The organism is Clostridioides sp. ZZV15-6383 (genome assembly GCF_020657735.1).
Taxonomy (GTDB): Bacteria; Bacillota; Clostridia; order Peptostreptococcales; family Peptostreptococcaceae; genus Clostridioides; species Clostridioides difficile_D.
In genome coordinates this window covers 1-18,573 of sequence record NZ_JAGWCV010000063.1, presented here as the reverse complement: position 1 = coordinate 18,573, position 18,573 = coordinate 1, and the positions used below count along the sequence as shown (strand labels likewise).

The following is an 18,573-nucleotide window of genomic DNA, read 5'->3' as shown; positions in this document are numbered from 1 at the left end:
AGATCCAAAGGAAATGATTAGTCTAATAAATGATTATATTTATTTTTATAATAATGAAAGAATACAATTAAAAAACGGAATGAGTCCGATTGAATATCGAACTCATTCCGCGTAAAGATAGCCTTTTTTAAGGCTGTCTACTTGACAGGGACATATCCAATTTTGAAACAGCCTATTTTTAATTTAAATAAAAATATTAAGGTTAAACTATTTAAATGCAGTAATAATCCCATTATCGTGTAAATTTTTTATGATTGTAGCTGCGATAGGAAATCCAAATAATCCAGCGATTCCAAATAGTTGAGCTCCGACAAACATGCACATTAAAGTTATTAAAGGATAAAGACCAATTTGGTGTCCTACTACTTTTGGTTCTAATATTTGTCTAACAACAGTTATAATGATGTATACTATTAAAAGCCCTATTGATAAGTGGATATTTCCATTAATTAATGAAATAATCATCCAAGGTGTCAAAATACTTCCTGTACCTAAAACTGGTAAAATATCAACAAGTGCTATGATGACAGCTATAATAAATGCATTTTCGACTCTTAGGAGATTAAGTCCAATAAGTAGTTCTATAAATGTTACAGATAGTAGTATTGCATAGGCCTTTAGCAGTTTTAAAAGAGCATTAATACTACTATTTTTTATATTTATTATCATCAATTGACTTTTTTCTGGAAATTGTTTTAAGATGAAGTTTACTATTTTTTGATAGTCAAAAGTAAAGAAAAAAGAAGCAATTAAAGTAATAATAAGTTTTAACATAAATGCAGGTGTTTTACTTGCAATACTTGCAATAGCATTGAGTGCATTTGTTGAAACAGAAGCTACTAAAGACGTCATAGATTGACTTATATTATCCCAACCAAGTATCAACGCTAGGTTAATATTAGGTGTACTAGCATCTATCTTTGAAAATAAAGTGTTTAGTGTTGGTTGTATGCTTGATTTATATATTTCGGGAAGCCTAAAAAATATGTCACTTACACTTGCAAATATCTTTACACCAAAACTAACTAATAAAAATATACACAATCCATAAAAGGTTAAAAGTATTACTACTGAAATAAATGTACGATTTAACTTTGTATTATTTGTAATAAGTCTTATAATAGGTCTTAAGATGGATGCAATGATAAAACTGATTACAAAAGGCATTAACAATGGTAATAAGAATTTTAGTACAATATATACAATACTTGCTATTAAAACTACATATGTAAATTTAATTATAAAATTCTTTTGCTTTTGAATGTCCATAATATAAAACCTCCAATGTATTTGATATTATTCTAAATATGGTCTTTTTTACATAAAATATACTACTGTATATTGATTATAAACTATAAAGCTTCTACAAAGTAAGTAAATTATGTAAAATTTAGGTTAATTTTGTATAAGGATATACTTTTAAATTTTACAATTACTAATCAAATACTAAAAAATATTTTAAATAAAGAACATAAAATTGTGATAAAATTAATTTATCGATGTTTAAGAAAAGTATAATAGATAGTTTTTAAGAGGTGGTAATATGAAAAATTTTAGAGATTTAGGTGGAAATAAAACAGAAGATAGTAGGACTGTAAAGAGAGGTTTATTCTATAGGTCTGCAAAATTATCAAATCTAAGTAAAAATGATATAAAGACTTTAAAAGAGTTAAATATTAAATATATATTTGATTATAGAAGTGACGAAGAAGCTCGTAAACATCCATCAACAGTAATATCAAGTATAAAAAATATAAGAATTCCAGCTATGAGAGAGCTAGAAGAATCAGAAGGTAGTTTTGGCTCTATTGAAGATATGATTGATAGTCTGTTTGAAAAAGATGGTGCGTTTAATATGTTAAATAATAGTTACTATAATCTACCTATAAACAATCCATCATATAAAAAACTAGTAGAACTTATAAAAGACTATTCTAATTTACCAATATTAAATCATTGCACAGCTGGTAAGGATAGAACTGGTGTAGGGAGTGCTATAATTCTTATGATTTTAGGTGTATCAAGAGAGAACATAATGAAAGATTATCTAAAAAGTAACGATTTTGCAGATAAAGAGATAGAGCGATTTATAGAATATAAGCCTAAATTTAAGGGAATTCCAAAAGAAAATTTAAAATATATATTTGGTGTAAATGAAGAGTATATGAAAACTGCGTTTAGAAGAATTGATGAAGAATACAACAGTGTAGAAGCATATTTATATGGAGAATTTAATTTAGATAAAGAAGAAATAAAAAAATTAAGAAATCAATATCTAGAGTAAAAGGTGATTTTATGAGTTTAAATATAACAGCAAGGCAGATAAATATAATAAAAATACTGTTAAATTCAAATGATACAATTAGTGGTCTTGCCTTAAGTCAAGAGATAGGATGCTCTTCAAAAACTATACAAAATGAAATAAAGGATATTAATAAACAACTTAGAAATAGTAAAATTTTGTCAATAAGAGGAGTTGGTTATAAACTAGAGGGAAGTTTTGATGAGGTGAATCTAAATAGTAATCTCTATGATGATGTAGATAGAGTAGAATATATAATCAGAAAAGTATTAACATTAAGTAATGAAGAAAAAAATACTATAAGGCTTGAAGATTTAGCCGATTCTATGTATGTAAGTGTTTCAACAGTAAAAAATGATTTAAAAGAAGTAAAAAGATTGTTGGAAAGGTATTCAATTTCAGTTAAATCTAAACATAAACAAGGTATATGTGTTTCAGAAAGTGAAGATAAGATATTAAATTGTATAGTTGATTTAAGCAATAAGAGAGATAATCAGTTGAGTCTAAGTGATTTTTTAAATGATGATATAAAGGAAAAAAAATTAATAATAAAAAAAATATTATTAGACATATTAAATGAAAATGGATTGGTATTAACTGATATAGAATTTAAAAACGTGTTAAATAATATATTAGTTATGTTAAGCAGACATAAGTATGATGAAAAAGAATTTATAGAGAATTATGTAGAAAATTATAGGAATAAGAGAAGCTCAATTCTAGAAAATGAACAAAACAAAGAAATTATAATAAATTCAATAAAAACGTTTTGTAAAAATTTAAAACTAGCTACATCAATAGATATAAGTAATGATAAGGTATTTGAGGAATTTTTATATAAGCATATTAGTAGTTTATGTAAAAAAATAAAGCTAGGCATAAATCAATCATCTATAATAGCTCAAGATATAAAAATAAAATATCCATTTGCTTTTGAACTAGCTAATATAGCTAAAAAGACAATAGAAAAAGATTTGAAGATAGAAATTAATGAAGATGAAGTTGCAAACATAGCTCTTCATATAGGTGGAGCAGTTGAAAGAGCATCTTATAATAACAAAGATAAGGTTTTTAAAACCATAATAGTTTGTACTTCAGGTATAGGCACATCAATGCTAATAAAAGCTAAATTAGAAAATATATTTAAAGAAAAACTAGAAATATTAAAGATTATTCCTTCATATTTAGTTGAATATATAAGAGTTATTGATGTTGATTTTGTAATATCCACTATTCCTATTGAAATAGGTGATATACCAGTAATAAATATATCTCCAATTTTAAGTGAGAAAGAAGTTAAATTAATTGAGAAATATATAGAAACAGGGACTATATATCTAGATTTAGATATAAAAAATCTGTTTGATAGTGAGCTATTTTTTACTGATTTGGATTTTAAAAGTAAAGAAGAAGTTATAGATTTTATGGCGAGTAAACTTGTACAAAAGGGTTATATAGATGAGGATATGAAAAATTCTTACTTTGAAAGAGAAAAAATAGCTACAACAGAAATAGGAAATATGGTAACTATACCACATGGAGCTATTGGAAAGGTTTTTAATAATAAAATAGCAATTGGTATATTGAAGAAGCCTATTGCTTGGGAAATATCAGATGTCCGTTTAATAATAATGTTAGCACTCGATAAGGACAAAATATTAGATTATGAAGTAATATTTTCAAATATATATAAGAGAGTAGATTCTATAGCAAAAGTTATAAGCATATGTGAAAATAGTAGCTTTGAAAAGTTTGTAAGTCTATTTAAGTAAGCTACATTATAGTATATAGTACTGTATATACACTTGCAAATTTGGATAATATAAAACTAAATAAAATAAAATTGATAAATTTCTCTTTTAATTAAGAGAAATTTTTTGACTTTCAAGGATATTAATATGAAGTTAAGATATAAGCATAAGGTGAATAAATAAAAAAGAGGTGGCAAGATGATTTATACAGTAACATTAAATCCATCAATAGATTATATAGTTAAACTAGATGAACTAAAGACAGGAAGTACAAATCGTGTAAATGAAGAATACGTTTATCCAGGAGGAAAAGGTATAAATGTATCTCGTATACTTAAAGAACTTGGAAATGATAATACATCTTTAGGTTTTATAAGTGGTTTTACTGGAGAATATATAATAAAAACATTAGAAGAAAAAAATTTGAAGACAGACTTTATAAAACTAAAAAATGGTTTTTCAAGGATAAATATAAAAATAAAAGAGTCAGAGGAAACTGAGATTAATGGGCAAGGTCCCAATATAGGTGATGAAGATATTGATATTTTATATAAAAAACTTGATAAGCTAAATCAAGATGATATTTTAATCTTGGCAGGAAGTATCCCATCTACTTTAGATGAAAAACTATATGAAAATATAATGTCTAGATTAGAAGAAAAGAATATAAAAGTTGTAGTTGATGCAACTAAAAATCTTCTTCTTAATGTTTTAAAGTACAAACCTTTTCTAATTAAGCCTAATAACGATGAATTAGAAGAAATGTTTGGTGTTAAATTAAATTCAAACGAAGATATAGTGAAATATGCTAAAAAATTAAAGAAAATGGGAGCTATAAATGTTTTAGTATCAATGGGTAAAGATGGAGCATTGCTGATTACAGAAGAAGATGAGGTACTCATAAGTAATGTGCCTAGAGGAAAGGTTAAAAATTCTGTAGGAGCAGGTGATTCAATGGTAGCAGGATTTATATCTGGATATTTAAATACTGGAAAATATGATTATGCTCTTAAATTGGGAGCAGCTTCAGGAAGTGCAACTGCTTTTTCGTATGACTTAGCCAAAAGAGAATATATTGATGAATTGATAAATGAAATATCTATAAACAAGTTTTAAAATATTAAAAAATATATAGAAAGGTAATTAGTATTTATGAAAATTATAGATTTATTAGATGAAAAATCAATTAAATTAAATTTAAAATCAAAACACAAGTCAGAAGCAATAGAAGAATTAGTAGATTTAGTTGCAAATAGTGGAAATTTAAATGATAAAGAAAACTATAAAAAAGCAATTTTAGCTCGTGAAGAAATGAGCACAACAGGAATTGGAGAAGGTGTAGCTATTCCTCATGCTAAGAATTCATCAGTTACTAAAGCTTGTATAGCAGCAGCTGTGTCAAAAGAAGGTATAGATTATGAGTCATTTGATGGAAGCTTATCAAATCTATTTTTTATGATAGCTGCACCAGATGGAGCTAACAATACTCATCTTGAAGTGCTATCAAGATTATCTACAATACTTATGGATGAAGACTTTAGAAAGAAACTTATAAATTCAACTTCTGAAAAAGAGTTTAAAGAAATAATAGATAAAAAGGAAAGAGAAAAATTTAGTGAAGAATATCAAGACGAAGAAGCCAGTAAGAAAAATATAGTAAATGCTAAAGAGAATGATATTAATAAGTATCCTCAAGTATTGGCAGTGACAGCATGTCCAACTGGAATAGCACATACATTTATGGCAGCTGAAAGTTTAAATAAAATGGCTGAAAGTAAAGGTGTATCAATAAAAGTAGAAACTAATGGTTCAGCAGGTGTTAAAAATAAGCTTACAAAAGATGAAATAAAAAATGCAACATGTATAATAGTGGCGGCAGATAAAAATGTTGAGATGGCTAGATTTAATGGCAAAAAAGTCATAAAGACTAAGGTAGCTGATGGCATACACAAAGCGGAAGAACTTATAGATAAAGCTGTAAATGGAGATGCTCCAATTTATCACGGAGGAGAAGGAAGTCACAACGAATCAAATGATGAAAGTGAAAGTGGATTTAGAAAAGTATACAAACACCTAATGAATGGTGTATCCAATATGCTACCATTTGTTATTGGTGGAGGGATACTTATAGCCATAGCATTTTTACTTGATGACTATTCTATTAATCCTTCAAACTTTGGTTCAAATACGCCAATAGCAGCGTTTTTTAAAGGGATAGGAGATAAAGCTTTTGGATTTATGTTACCTGTACTTGCTGGATATATAGCGTATTCTATATCTGATAGACCAGCCTTTGTTGTAGGTTTTGTAGGAGGAGCTCTTGCAGGTGATGGTGGTTCAGGTTTTTTAGGTGCATTACTAGCAGGTTTTATAGCAGGTTATTTAGTAGAAGGACTTAAAAAAATATTTAGTGTATTACCAGCTTCATTGGAAGGAATAAAACCAGTACTATTATATCCTTTACTTGGAACACTTTTGATGGGGATTATAATGACATTTTTAGTAATACCTCCAGTTACAGCAATTAATAATGCAATGGTTGGATTTTTAAATGGTTTAGGTGGAACTTCAAAAATAGTTTTAGGATTGGTATTAGGTGGAATGATGGCTGTGGATATGGGTGGACCTGTAAATAAAGCAGCATATGTATTTGGGGTTGCATCACTTGAATCAGGGCAGTTTGAAATAATGGCAGCAGTAATGGCTGGTGGCATGGTTCCACCACTTGCTATAGCTCTTGCAACTACATTTTTTAAGAATAGATTTACAAAAGAAGAAAGAGATTCTGGTAAAGTTAACTATGTAATGGGGTTATCATTTGTTACTGAAGGAGCTATACCTTTTGCAGCAGGAGACCCGCTTCATGTTATTCCAGCATGTGTTGGGGGTTCAGCAGTGGCAGGAGCACTTAGTATGTTGTTTAATTCAGCTCTTCGTGCACCTCATGGAGGAGTATTTGTTATACCAGTAGTTACTCATCCACTTGGATATATATTAGCTATAGCTATAGGTGCTGTGGTTGGAATGATGCTTTTGGCATTACTTAAAAAACCATTAAATCAAGAAGTATAGTAATTAAAGATTATTTAATAAATTAAAATATTATAATTTATAAAAATTAATCTATTACTTAATTATTTTGGAATAAGAAATTTATAAAAAAGATGGTGTCTCAAAATGAACTTTTTAGTTCATGAGGCACTCTTTTTTGTATGAAATCAAATATATTTTCATCATTCTAATAATTGAGGTGCTGTACAGTCTCTATTTTGAGATAGCCTCCTTTTGTGTAAAGGTACATTAATAGTACTAAAATTTTTAATATGTAAATTAAAGTATTTCTTAGAGATAAAAAATAAAGACAAATTTGGTAAAAAAGTATTAATTTTAAAGATAAACAAATTATAGAGAAAGTATAGAAAAAAAGAATATTGATGTCGAATTACATAGATAAAAGCAATGAAAAACCTTTTCAAATTATGATATTATGTTTTAGTAAACAAAAATACAATAAGAAGGAGTGTTATTTTTGAAATTAAAAAGTAAAAAAGTATTCTCGTTACTATTGACATTACTTTTAGGAACAGCAATGTTAGCTGGATGTTCAAGTAAAGACAGTGAAGCTACAAAAAAAGATACTTCTACAAGAGATAAGGGTACTTTAAATGTAGGTGTATCAGTAGAATATGCACCATGGTGTTATAAAGAAAATGATGAAAATAAAGGGTTTGAAATTGATGTATGGAAAGAAATATCAGAAAGAACAGGTTATAAACTAGAGTTTAAAACTGCTAAATTTAGTGGACTTATGGGTATGTTAGATGCTGGTAAAATTGACACAGTAGCACACCAAATGTCAACTACTCCTGAAAGAGTAGAAAAATATGATTTTTCAGATACTTATGCTTATAGTAAATATAAATTTATAGTACCAGAGGATAGTACTATAAGTAAGATAGAAGATGTAAAAGACAAAAAGATAGGTTGTGTTTTAGGTGGTAATGGAGAAAAAACTATAAGAGATTTAAATGAAAAATATAATTTAGGGCTTGAGATAGTTGCATATGATGGAGTACCTATGGAAAAAGATGTAGAAAATGGAAGAATTGATGTTGCATGGCTTTCAGAAGTAAAAGCTAAAACAACTATAGAACAAGGTAAACTTAAATTAAAAGTTGCAGATGTAGATACTGGTGTATATGAAGTGAATCAATATCCATTTAGAAAAGAAGAAAAAAGTAAAACTGTCATAGCAGATGTCAATAAAGCTATAAAATCAATGCATGAAGATGGAACATTTACAAAATTATCTGAAAAATGGTTTGGATTAGATACAACTAAGGAAAATTAATTGGAGGTTAAAGATGCAAGTATTTGATTTTGAATTTGCAACAGGGATATTTCCATTAATATTAAAATATTTGATAGTAACATTTAAAATGTCTTTATTATCTTTGATATTGGGAGTTGTTATAGCGTTACTCATAGCATTAATTGTAGATGCTAAAGTTTATATTCTAAAAACAATATCAAGAGTATATATATCATTTTTTAGAGGTACTCCTCTTGCTGCTCAACTTTTCTTTATATATTTTGGATTAATACAATTAGTACCAGAACTTAAAACATTGGAATCATTTTCAGCAGCAGTAATAGTAATTGGTTTAAATTCTTCTGCGTATTTTGCAGAAAGTTTAAGAGGTGCTATAACATCTGTGGATAAAGGTCAAGTAGAAGCAAGTTTAGCATTTGGAATGACATATGTACAGACAATGAAAAGGATTGTATTGCCACAGGCTATAAGGGTTGCAATTCCTCCTTTTACAAATACTTTTGCAGATATTATAAAAGGAACTTCCCTTGCTTTTACTATTGGGGTTACAGAAATTATGGCAGTTGCCCAATCAGAAGCAGCAGCAAGTTATAAATACTTAGAAGCTTTTACTTGTGTAATAGTTGTTTATTGGATTGTAAATCTTATATTAGGATTTGTTCAGACTAAGTTAGAAGAAAGACTTAGTGAAGTATATTAAATTTACAGCTTTTATCAAGGCATATTACAATTATTATAAATAATAAAATATACATACTTAAGACTTTATGCAAAATGTACTAGATAAGTGGTATTTAATTGATAAAATTTATTATTTTTAAATTTATAAAAATATCTATCAAATATTACTGGAAAACCTTATTTCCAGTAATATTTTTTGTGATTAGAAAGTATTACTAAAGAGTTCTATACATTTGTTTTTTAAACTTTTAGATTTTCAAACTAAATTTTGATATGCATTATTAATTATGTTGACTTGATTGTATTATTACATCTATTTATATACATAAAGTAATAGTTTATTTTTTAGAATGATATATTTATTTTTTATACTATTTATAATAAATAAACTCCATGATGGGAAAACTATTATTATTTAACATGTAAAGGAGTATTTTAAATGAATGAATCGTATTGGTTTTTAAACTCAAGTCCAAAGGAATATAAAAAATTAGGTGAAAATATAAAAACAGAGTGTCTTATAGTCGGTGGTGGAATAACTGGATTGACAACTGCATATTTATTAGCAAAAGAAGGTAAAAAAGTGGTACTTGTTGAAGCTGATAAAATAGGATATGGAACTTCAGGAAGAAATACTGGTAAGGTAACTTGTCAGCATGATATATTTTACTCTAAGATAGAGAAAAAATATGGATTAGATAAAGCAAAATCATATTATAATGCAAATAATGAAGCTTTAAATTTAGTTGAGCAAATAATAGAAGAAAATAATATAAATTGTGATTTTAAAAGGGAAATTTCTTTTGTATTTACAGAAAAAGAGGATACTATAAAGGACATTAAAGATGAATATCGTACATGTAAGAAAATAGGAATAGATTGTGAATACCATGAAACTGTAGAAAATATTCCATTGGATATAAAGGGGGCTATTAGTTTTACTAATCAAGGTCAATTTAATCCAAAGAAATATATTGATGGATTGGCAAAAATAGCAGTAAGTTTAGGGCTAGAAATATATGAAAATACGCCAGTAGTAGACTTAGAAAAAGGCAAAATATGTAGAGTTAAGACAAGAAGAAATAATATAATAGAAGCTGAAAATGTTATAATTTCATCTCATAGTCCATGGTATGATGGATTGAATTTTTATTTTGCAAAAGAATATGCAGAGCGTGCTTACTTAATGGCTGCAGTTTTAGAAAATAAATTAGCAGATGGTATGTTTATAAGTATAGATGACCCAGCAATAACTTTTAGACAATATAATGATGGAAGTGAGAATTTACTGATTTTTGGAGGAGGAGACCATAAAGTTGGTCAGGGAGGAACTGAAAAAGAAATATTTGAGGACCTAGAGAATTATGGAAAAAAGGTCTTTAAGGTAAAAGATTTTAAGGGTAAATGGTCAGCTCAAGATAATATGAGTTTTGATAATGTTCCTTATATAGGTTATATAAATAAAAGAGAAGACAATATTTATGTGGCTACAGGGTTCTCTAAGTGGGGAATTACTAATGGAACTGCTGCTGGAATAATAATAAAAGATTTGATAATAAATAATAATTCTGAGTATAAAGATACTTTTAATCCATCGAGATTGGGTAGTTATTTTTCGAAAGATTTTATAAAGGAAAATGCAAATGTAGCAATAAATTATGTAAGTGGAAAATTAAAAATAGGTAGTGGAGATATGCCTAAAAATAATGGAGAAGGAAAGATTGTCAACATTGATGGAAAGAGATATGGTGTGTATAAGGATGATAAAGGTGATTTTTATATTGTAGATACTACATGTACTCATTTAGGATGTGAACTTAATTTTAATAGTGAAGAAAAAACATGGGATTGTCCGTGTCATGGTTCTAGATTCGACTATAAGGGGAATATACTTGAAGGACCAGCTCTTAAGCCATTAAAACTTTATGGGCATGGTGACAATGATGTTAACCCTAAATTATTATAAATTTGTTTTAGAAAGGTAAAGCGTGTATGAATAAACTCTTAAAACCAATAACCATACTACTATATATAGTTTATATTTTTTCTGCTATATTTTTTGCAATAAATAGGGCGTTTGGAAGTGTAGGATTAGTAGCGATTAGTTTAATTGGTACTTTTATATTGAGTGTTATAAATAAACAAAATGAGAAATTATTAAGTAAAGAATTGTATATAGTTCTTGCTTTATTTATAATGTTTTCATCATTACTAGGTACTTGTTTTAATTTTTATGATATAAATTACTATGATGATTTTTTACATTTATGGTCAGGTGTCATATCTTGTCTTGTGGCATTTTCTATGATTAAATATTTCTATATACAAAGAGATATAAGCAAAATGAGTAAAGTATTTTTAGTTATATTTATATTCATGTTTAGCATGGGAGTAGCAAGTTTATGGGAAATAGGTGAATTTTTAATGGATACTTTTATTGGTACGACTACACAAGCTGGAGGATTAGAAGATACTATGATTGATATGGTAGATGCTTTAATAGGTACAACTATAACTATTCCTTTTATAGTAAAAAAATCTAGTATATAGTTTTAAATTTGTTTATATTAATTATAATGGATTTGATTAATCATGTTGAGTTTTAAGGTCTATAATGATTAATTAAATCCATTTTTGTGATTTATGATTATTCTTGAATATATTTTTACATATGAGATATAAGGTGATAGATAGAAATTGTTGGATTATGTAAATAATTAATATATAATACCATTATGGATAATAAATATAAATCAAATGATAATATAGTCTATTTATGTAAATGTTATATTATATCCTAAGTATAATAGTAAGTTTTTTGATAATGGTGTAGAAAGTAAAAATCTACTAGCTTAAACTGATGTATGAATTAGTTTAGGAACAGTAATTGCATATCGTAAATTTGAGGTCATATTGGGCTACTAGAAATAGGTTGCCTTTTTCACTTGAATACCCTTTCTTTAAACATGGGAAGTATCAAAAACATATGAAAATTAAGTGATTTATAAGAATAGTAATATTTTATATGATAGTATAGAATAGTAGATAAAGTATTAGGAGGAACATTGAGTGTTAAAAAAGTGGTTTGGTATTGTTAAAAAAAGACAAAAAAGTGAGTCAGCAAAAGAAGAAGGTGAAGTAATATTAAAAAATGAAAAAATATTATCTGAAGAAAAGTCGATAGATGAAGAGGAAGTCATAGTTAATATTGATAATGAAATATTAACTAAAGTAGAAGTAGTAAGTGATGATATGGAAATAGCAGAAAAAATAATAGAAGAAGATTGGTTAATTAGTGAAAAGACCATAAATTTAGATGATAAAGAAGCAATTATTAATGATAAAAATATAAATTTATGTAAAAAAGAAGTTCAAGTTGAAAGTGAAAAAACAGATTTAAATAAGTTTGAAGAACTTTACCAAAATGAAAATCATAATCTAGAAAAAGATGTTGTTGAAGAAAAAGATGTAAGTGAATGTTTGACAGAAGAAGACTTAGAGTACATAAAAGACATTAAAATAAAAAGAGGAAAAAGTATAAAAGCTATAAACTTGTATACTAAAGAAGAGCAGATTTTTGATACTCATATACAGTGTAGTAAAAACCTCAAAGTACCATTAGGATATATAAGAGAAAATTTAAAATATGGATATATGGATTACTTTGGAGATGCAATAAATTATTTAAGTGAAGTATTAAATATAGAAGAATACTGTAAAACTGAATGGAGCTATATAGATAATAGTAAATCTCCATCTGAGATATTTAATATTCTCAATGATAAAATATTTAGTACAAGGCTTTCTAATGAAAAAAGAAATGAAATTTTGACGAATGATAAAATTGAAGCATTAAAAATGAATTATAGATTTGAATGTATTGATGAAGAATACGATGAATATTTTAAAAAATATAAGTCTATAATCAAAAGAGGTGGAAAGAAAAAAATTGAATTAGTAAATAAAAAAGGTGAAGTTTTAGAGATATTTAAGTCTTTAGAAGAATGTTCCATTTATTTGCAAAAGGAAAAGAATGAAATTATACAAATGTTAAAATATGGAGATACAAAAGTAGGAAGAAACTTTATAAGATATAGTTTGAGAAGTATTTAATTTCATTTTAAATTCATGAGAGTTTCATTTCTGATTCACACATTTAATATTATTTTAATGTAAAATAATAAATGTGAAGTATTGCACAATTAAAATTAAGGAGGGTATTAATGTCTGAAGAAAAAACCCCAAAAGAAAATACATTAGATGAATCTAAAAATTCAGATAATGTAAGTTCTAAAAAAGATGATGTGTCAGATGAAAAAAATACTGATAACAAAGTTAAAAAAAGAGAAATAAAGCTAAGCAACAAAACACTTAAAGCTGTTATAGCGATTGTTGCAGTAGGAGCTATATGTTTAGGTGGAGGTTATGTTTTTGGCAAAGAAGCTGGAAGAAAATTGCCTGCTACTTCAAAACACTATAATAGCAATGAAGTAGTAGCTACTATTGGGGATAAAAAAATAACAGGTGAAATGTTAAGAAAGAGAATGGAGCCATTATTTTATTTAAATGCAAAAACTACTATGACTGATGACGAAATACGTTCATATGAATCAAATATGATTGAGACTATGATTACATCTGATATATTATCCTCTGAAGCAGCAAAAGAGAAAATAAGTATAACTAATGACGAATTAGATGCTCAATATAATAATTTAATGACTAGTATAGAATCTGCAATGGGAATGACTAAAGAAGAATTTTTAAAACAGTTTGATTTGACTGAAAAATATATAAAAGATGATATGAAAAAAGAATTAGTGGCATCAAAATACTTAAGTGGAAAAGCCAAAGTGACTGATAAAGAAGCAGAGAATTATTACAATAAAAACAAAAGCAATTATTTACAAGTTAGAGCTTCACATATTTTAATAAAAACTGTTGATGAAAAAGGTAAACAAGTTAGCAATAGTAAAAAAGCTGAGCTTAAGAAAGAAGCAGAAGAAATACTTAAAAAAGTCCAAGCTGGGGAAGATTTTGCTACTCTAGCTAAAAAATATTCTGAAGATAGTAGTGCAGAATCAGGCGGAGATTTAGGCTTCTTTGGTAAAGGTCAAATGGTAGAATCTTTTGAAAAAGCAGCATTTGCATTGAAAAAAGGAGAAATATCTAACAAACTTGTAGAAAGTGATTATGGATATCATATAATTAAGAAAACTGATGAAAAATATCAACCATTTGAAGAGATAAAATCAGACTTAGTAAGTAGTCTAACATCAGAAAAACAAAACCTACTTATACAAAATCTAAAAGAAAAATATAATGTTAAAATTACAGATAAATATCAAATGAAAGCCAAATAATAGATAAAGTCAATTTATTAAAAAAAAGAAAAATTAACTGTATGAATAAAAGCTATTTTTACTCTCAATATAGAGGGTCTAAAATAGCTTTTATTATTTTGCAATAAAATCTATTTATATATGTGAAGTGATAAAGAAATAACATTCAAAAAAATATTGAAAAGAAATATTTTTAATTTGAATTTTTTTAATGAAAATTTACAAAAACGAAAAAATAAACAAAAAAGAATTGAAGATTTAAGTTTTTGTTTAAATATATATATATTAAGATTTTCTGCTGAAGATACTAAAAAAATAATATTTTTCATAATTTTAAAAATAATAATAAAAAAATGAAAATACAGGCGATAATCTATTGAGTAAACATAGAAAAGATGATATTATAAGTATGTGCTAAAATGGTTAAATCAATCTTAATATTAAATTTAACTATAAAACAAAAGGAGGAGTTTTTTTTATGTCAAGTACAGAAAGTGTATCTAAAAAAAGTGGTCATCCGAAGAGTTTTTGGCTTATTTGCATGACAATTTTATGGGAAAGATTTAGTTATTATGGTTTAACAGCTTTATTGGTATTATTTTTTACAGCAAGCGTAGCTCAAGGTGGTTTGGGTCTTTCTACTCAAGAAGCAACATCTATGTTTGGGTTATTTACAGGTCTTATATATCTTACACCATTAGTCGGTGGCTGGTTAGCAGATAAAGTTTTAGGTCAACAAAAATGTATTTCTATAGGTGCACTTTTAATAGCAATAGGCGACTTTGTACTCTTTGCTTCATCTACATCTATTGCGATGGTTTGGGTAGGTCTATCAATAATTATTTTAGGAAATGGTTTTTTTAAATCGAGTTGCTCAAATATAGTTGGGGATATATATCCTAAAACTGATGTGTCAAGAAAAGATGCAGCATACAGTTTATTCTATATGGCAGTAAATGTAGGAGCATTTATAGCTCCAATAATATGTGGATTGCTTTCTGATAATGTATTTGCAGTAAGAGGAGCAAGTGGAGATATAGTATCTTATGGATATAAGATGGCATTTTTAATTTGTGGTATAGGAATGATGTTAGGTATGATTATATTTACACTTCTTGCACCAAAATTATTAAAAGAAGTTGGAAAATATCCTGTTACTAAAGGTAATAAAGGTGAAAAAATTGAGTATGGGCCACTTACTAAGTTAGAGAAAAATAGGATAATAGCAATGGTCGTTTTATTTTTATTTGTGGTTTTATTCTGGACAGCATACTATCAAACACAAAGTTCGTTTATGATTTATGTAAGGGATAATGTAAATAGAACTCTATTTGGATTTGAAATGCCAGTAGCATGGCTTACGTCATTAAATGCTATATTATGTGTGGCTTTATGCCCAGTATTAGCTGCTTTATGGGTTAAATTATCTAATACCAAAAGAGGTGATTTCTCTATTCCAGTTAAAATGGGATTAGGAATGATAATAATGGGTGTTGGGTTTATAGTCATGGTATTTGCTACATTAGCTAATGGGCCAGATGGAATGGTAAAGGCCAGTATATTGTTTATAGTACTGACTTATATATTTACAACAGTAGGTGAATTATTCTTATCTCCTATAGGACTTGCGATGTTTAATAAATTAGCTCCAGCTAAGTACGCTACATTATCTATGGGGGCATGGTATCTAACAAGTTTTTTTGCAAGCTTATTATCAGGAAAGATTGCTGGTTTTACAGCTACACTTGGTTTTCTACAGATATTTGGTGGAATAGCAATAGTCTTGATAATATTTGGCTTAATATTATTGGGAATAAGAAATATATTAACAAGATTAATGGCTATGGATTTACTAACAAAAGAAAAATAATTTATGACGAATTAGTGTAAATAGATGAATTACTTTAAATATAAGGAAATTACATTTAAATATAAAATAAAATGTAATTTCCTCTTTGATTATGAAAAAAAGCTTTACACAAATAGGTATTATAATTAAAATTATAATTGTGATAATTATAGTGTATAAGATTTATATAAATTATATGAAAAATATTTATGTAATAAACTTTACATACTTATATATTTAGTTATTAAACTATTATTTTGAGGAGGTCTTGTTGTGAATATAAAAGATAGATTAAGTGAATTAAGAAGACTTATGAAAGAAAAAAATATAGATGCCTATATGATTCCATCTTCTGATAATCACCAAAGTGAATATGTAGGAGATTACTTCAAATCAAGAGAATTTATATCAGGATTTAATGGTTCAGCTGGGACAGTTATTGTTACTAAAGATGAAGCTGGATTATGGACAGATGGAAGATATTTCATACAGGCAGAGTCTCAATTAGAAGGAAGTACAGTAAAATTATTCAAAATGGGACAAGAAGGGTGCCCAACTACAGACGAATATTTATATACAAATATTCCTGAAGGTGGAACTTTAGGGTTTGATGGTAGAGTTATATCTGCTAGAGAAGGAGCTACATTAGCTGAAAAATTATCTAAAAAAGGTATAAAGATAGAATATCAATATGATTTAATAGATAATATATGGTCAGATAGACCTGCTTTATCAGATAGTAAAGCATTTTTATTAGATGTTAAATACTGTGGAGAAAGTTTTAGTTCAAAGTTAGCTAGATTAAGAGAAAAAATGAGTGAAAAAGGTACTTCTACTCATGTAATAACTACTCTTGATGATATAGCATGGTTGTTTAACATAAGAGGAGGAGATGTTAAATACAATCCAGTTGTTCTTTCTTATGCAGTAATAACTTTGAAAGAAGTTTATTTATTTGTTGATGAAAACAAATTAAATGAAGAAATATTAAGTGAGCTAGCTAAAGAAAATGTTCAAATAAAGCCATATAATGATGTGTATGAGTTTGTAAAAACTATAGACAAAGCTGAAAAAGTTTTAGTAGATGGAACTAAACTTAGCTATACAATTTACAATAATATACCTTGTGAAGTTGAGAAGGTTGATGAATTTAATCCAGTAATGTTCTTTAAAGCACAAAAAAATGAGGTAGAATTAGAAAATATAAGAAATTCACATGTAAAAGATGGTGTAGCTTTTACTAAATTTATGTACTGGTTAAAGAAAAATGTAGGTAAGATGGAAATCACTGAGATAAGTGCTACTCAAAAATTAGAGGACTTAAGAAGAGAACAAGAAGGTTTCTTTGAGCCAAGTTTTAATACAATTGCTGCATATAAAGAGCATGCTGCAATGATGCACTATAGTGCAACTCCAGAGTCAAATTATAAATTAGAAGCAGAAGGATTATTTTTAGTAGATTCAGGTGGACAATATTATGATGGAACTACTGATATAACTAGAACTACAGTATTAGGACCTATAAGTGATGAATTAAAATTACACTTTACTTCTGTAGCAAGAGGTATGATAAATCTTTCTAAGGTTAAGTTCTTACATGGTTGTAGAGGATATAACCTAGACATATTATCTAGAAGTTGTATGTGGAATATGGGAATAGATTATCAATGTGGAACTGGACATGGCATAGGATTTGTGTTAAATGTTCATGAAGCTCCAAATGGATTTAGATGGAGAGTAGTACCTGAAAGATTTGATAGTGCAGTTCTTGAAGAAGGAATGGTAACTACTAATGAACCAGGTATATATATAGAAGGTTCTCATGGTATAAGAACAGAGAATGAGATAGTAGTTAGAAAAGCTGAAAAGAATTTCTATGGTCAATTTATGGAATTTGAAGTTGTTACATTAGCTCCTATTGACTTAGATGGTATAGTTCCAGAATTGATGAATCAAGATGAAAAAGATTATTTAAATTGGTATCATAAGCTAGTTTATGATAAAATATCACCTTTCTTAACTGATGAAGAAAGAGAATGGTTAAAAGTTTATACTAGGGCTATATAGTTTGTAACTAGATATAATAAAAAGAGTGTGTCTCAAAATGAAATTTTTAGTTTATGAGGCACACTTTTTTGTATGAAATAAAATATATTTTTATCATTTCAACAATGAAAAAGAAGCTTATCTCTATTTTGGATATGTCCCTGTCAAGTAGACAGACTTAAAAAAGGCTATCTTTACTCGGAATGAGTTCGATATTCAATCGGACTCATTCCGTTTTTTAATTGTATTCTTTCATTATTATAAAAATA

The 18,573-nt window shown here is 27.3% G+C and carries 15 protein-coding genes; 13 read left to right on the top strand and 2 right to left on the bottom strand.

Translation table 11 applies throughout. The annotated features are described in order from the left end of the window. Nucleotides 1-13: 13 nt before the first annotated feature. Nucleotides 14-115 (top strand): IS3 family transposase, encoded by a 102-nt coding sequence (locus KGF42_RS20565; protein WP_109285031.1) that lies wholly within the window; start codon nt 14-16, stop codon nt 113-115. Between the two features lie 92 nt (nt 116-207). Here the strand turns inward: KGF42_RS20565 and ytvI are convergent, their stop codons facing one another. Next, complete coding sequence (gene ytvI / locus KGF42_RS16665; RefSeq protein ID WP_227826725.1) at nt 208-1,269, bottom strand: sporulation integral membrane protein YtvI; 1,062 nt, start codon at nt 1,267-1,269, stop codon at nt 208-210. A gap of 274 nt (nt 1,270-1,543) precedes the next feature. Here ytvI and KGF42_RS16660 point away from each other — a divergent pair, with 274 nt between their 5' ends. The 12 genes from KGF42_RS16660 (at nt 1,544) to KGF42_RS16605 (ending at nt 18,325) form a co-directional block, all read left to right on the top strand. Further along, the gene (locus KGF42_RS16660) at nt 1,544-2,284 is read left to right on the top strand and encodes a tyrosine-protein phosphatase (protein ID WP_227826724.1); all 741 of its coding nucleotides are present in this window, start codon (nt 1,544-1,546) and stop codon (nt 2,282-2,284) included. 11 nt (nt 2,285-2,295) lie between these two features. Further along, nucleotides 2,296-4,074, top strand: a complete 1,779-nt coding sequence (locus tag KGF42_RS16655; RefSeq protein WP_227822094.1) for a BglG family transcription antiterminator — start codon at nt 2,296-2,298, stop codon at nt 4,072-4,074. 177 nt (nt 4,075-4,251) lie between these two features. Continuing rightward, nucleotides 4,252-5,169, top strand: coding sequence for a 1-phosphofructokinase (gene pfkB / locus KGF42_RS16650; protein ID WP_227822095.1), 918 nt, complete (start codon nt 4,252-4,254; stop codon nt 5,167-5,169). Nucleotides 5,170-5,205: 36 nt separating this feature from the next. Continuing rightward, nucleotides 5,206-7,125, top strand: a complete 1,920-nt coding sequence (locus tag KGF42_RS16645; RefSeq protein WP_227822096.1) for a PTS fructose transporter subunit IIABC — start codon at nt 5,206-5,208, stop codon at nt 7,123-7,125. 457 nt (nt 7,126-7,582) lie between these two features. Continuing rightward, nucleotides 7,583-8,404, top strand: coding sequence for a transporter substrate-binding domain-containing protein (locus KGF42_RS16640; RefSeq protein ID WP_227826723.1), 822 nt, complete (start codon nt 7,583-7,585; stop codon nt 8,402-8,404). Nucleotides 8,405-8,417: 13 nt separating this feature from the next. Next, the gene (locus KGF42_RS16635) at nt 8,418-9,086 is read left to right on the top strand and encodes an amino acid ABC transporter permease (protein ID WP_227826722.1); all 669 of its coding nucleotides are present in this window, start codon (nt 8,418-8,420) and stop codon (nt 9,084-9,086) included. Between the two features lie 420 nt (nt 9,087-9,506). Continuing rightward, on the top strand, nt 9,507-11,033 hold the full coding sequence (locus KGF42_RS16630) for an FAD-dependent oxidoreductase (RefSeq protein WP_227826721.1): 1,527 nt from the start codon (nt 9,507-9,509) through the stop codon (nt 11,031-11,033). A gap of 26 nt (nt 11,034-11,059) precedes the next feature. Continuing rightward, on the top strand, nt 11,060-11,617 hold the full coding sequence (locus KGF42_RS16625; RefSeq protein WP_227826720.1) for a hypothetical protein: 558 nt from the start codon (nt 11,060-11,062) through the stop codon (nt 11,615-11,617). A gap of 519 nt (nt 11,618-12,136) precedes the next feature. After that, nucleotides 12,137-13,180: a hypothetical protein gene (locus tag KGF42_RS16620; protein ID WP_227826719.1), complete on the top strand. Its 1,044-nt coding sequence runs from the start codon at nt 12,137-12,139 to the stop codon at nt 13,178-13,180. Nucleotides 13,181-13,290: 110 nt separating this feature from the next. Beyond that, a complete protein-coding gene (locus tag KGF42_RS16615) occupies nt 13,291-14,430 on the top strand; it encodes a peptidylprolyl isomerase (RefSeq protein ID WP_227826718.1) in 1,140 nt (379 codons plus the stop codon). A 457-nt stretch (nt 14,431-14,887) separates the two neighbouring features. Continuing rightward, nucleotides 14,888-16,279 (top strand): peptide MFS transporter, encoded by a 1,392-nt coding sequence (locus KGF42_RS16610; RefSeq protein WP_227822101.1) that lies wholly within the window; start codon nt 14,888-14,890, stop codon nt 16,277-16,279. 252 nt (nt 16,280-16,531) lie between these two features. Next, complete coding sequence (locus KGF42_RS16605) at nt 16,532-18,325, top strand: aminopeptidase P family protein (RefSeq protein WP_227826717.1); 1,794 nt, start codon at nt 16,532-16,534, stop codon at nt 18,323-18,325. Between the two features lie 173 nt (nt 18,326-18,498). On the opposite strand, the gene KGF42_RS20560 is transcribed toward KGF42_RS16605, so the two are convergent. Further along, a partial coding sequence (locus KGF42_RS20560) for an IS3 family transposase (RefSeq protein ID WP_413927035.1) occupies nt 18,499-18,573 on the bottom strand: 75 nt, incomplete at its 5' end.

What these genes read in the sequence shown, in the direction of transcription:
- KGF42_RS20565 (WP_109285031.1), top strand. Translation starts at nt 14, where the DNA reads ATGATTAGTCTAATAAATGATTATATTTATTTTTATAATAATGAAAGA.
- ytvI (WP_227826725.1), bottom strand. Translation starts at nt 1,269, where the DNA reads ATGGACATTCAAAAGCAAAAGAATTTTATAATTAAATTTACATATGTA.
- KGF42_RS16660 (WP_227826724.1), top strand. Translation starts at nt 1,544, where the DNA reads ATGAAAAATTTTAGAGATTTAGGTGGAAATAAAACAGAAGATAGTAGG.
- KGF42_RS16655 (WP_227822094.1), top strand. Translation starts at nt 2,296, where the DNA reads ATGAGTTTAAATATAACAGCAAGGCAGATAAATATAATAAAAATACTG.
- pfkB (WP_227822095.1), top strand. Translation starts at nt 4,252, where the DNA reads ATGATTTATACAGTAACATTAAATCCATCAATAGATTATATAGTTAAA.
- KGF42_RS16645 (WP_227822096.1), top strand. Translation starts at nt 5,206, where the DNA reads ATGAAAATTATAGATTTATTAGATGAAAAATCAATTAAATTAAATTTA.
- KGF42_RS16635 (WP_227826722.1), top strand. Translation starts at nt 8,418, where the DNA reads ATGCAAGTATTTGATTTTGAATTTGCAACAGGGATATTTCCATTAATA.
- KGF42_RS16630 (WP_227826721.1), top strand. Translation starts at nt 9,507, where the DNA reads ATGAATGAATCGTATTGGTTTTTAAACTCAAGTCCAAAGGAATATAAA.
- KGF42_RS16625 (WP_227826720.1), top strand. Translation starts at nt 11,060, where the DNA reads ATGAATAAACTCTTAAAACCAATAACCATACTACTATATATAGTTTAT.
- KGF42_RS16615 (WP_227826718.1), top strand. Translation starts at nt 13,291, where the DNA reads ATGTCTGAAGAAAAAACCCCAAAAGAAAATACATTAGATGAATCTAAA.
- KGF42_RS16610 (WP_227822101.1), top strand. Translation starts at nt 14,888, where the DNA reads ATGTCAAGTACAGAAAGTGTATCTAAAAAAAGTGGTCATCCGAAGAGT.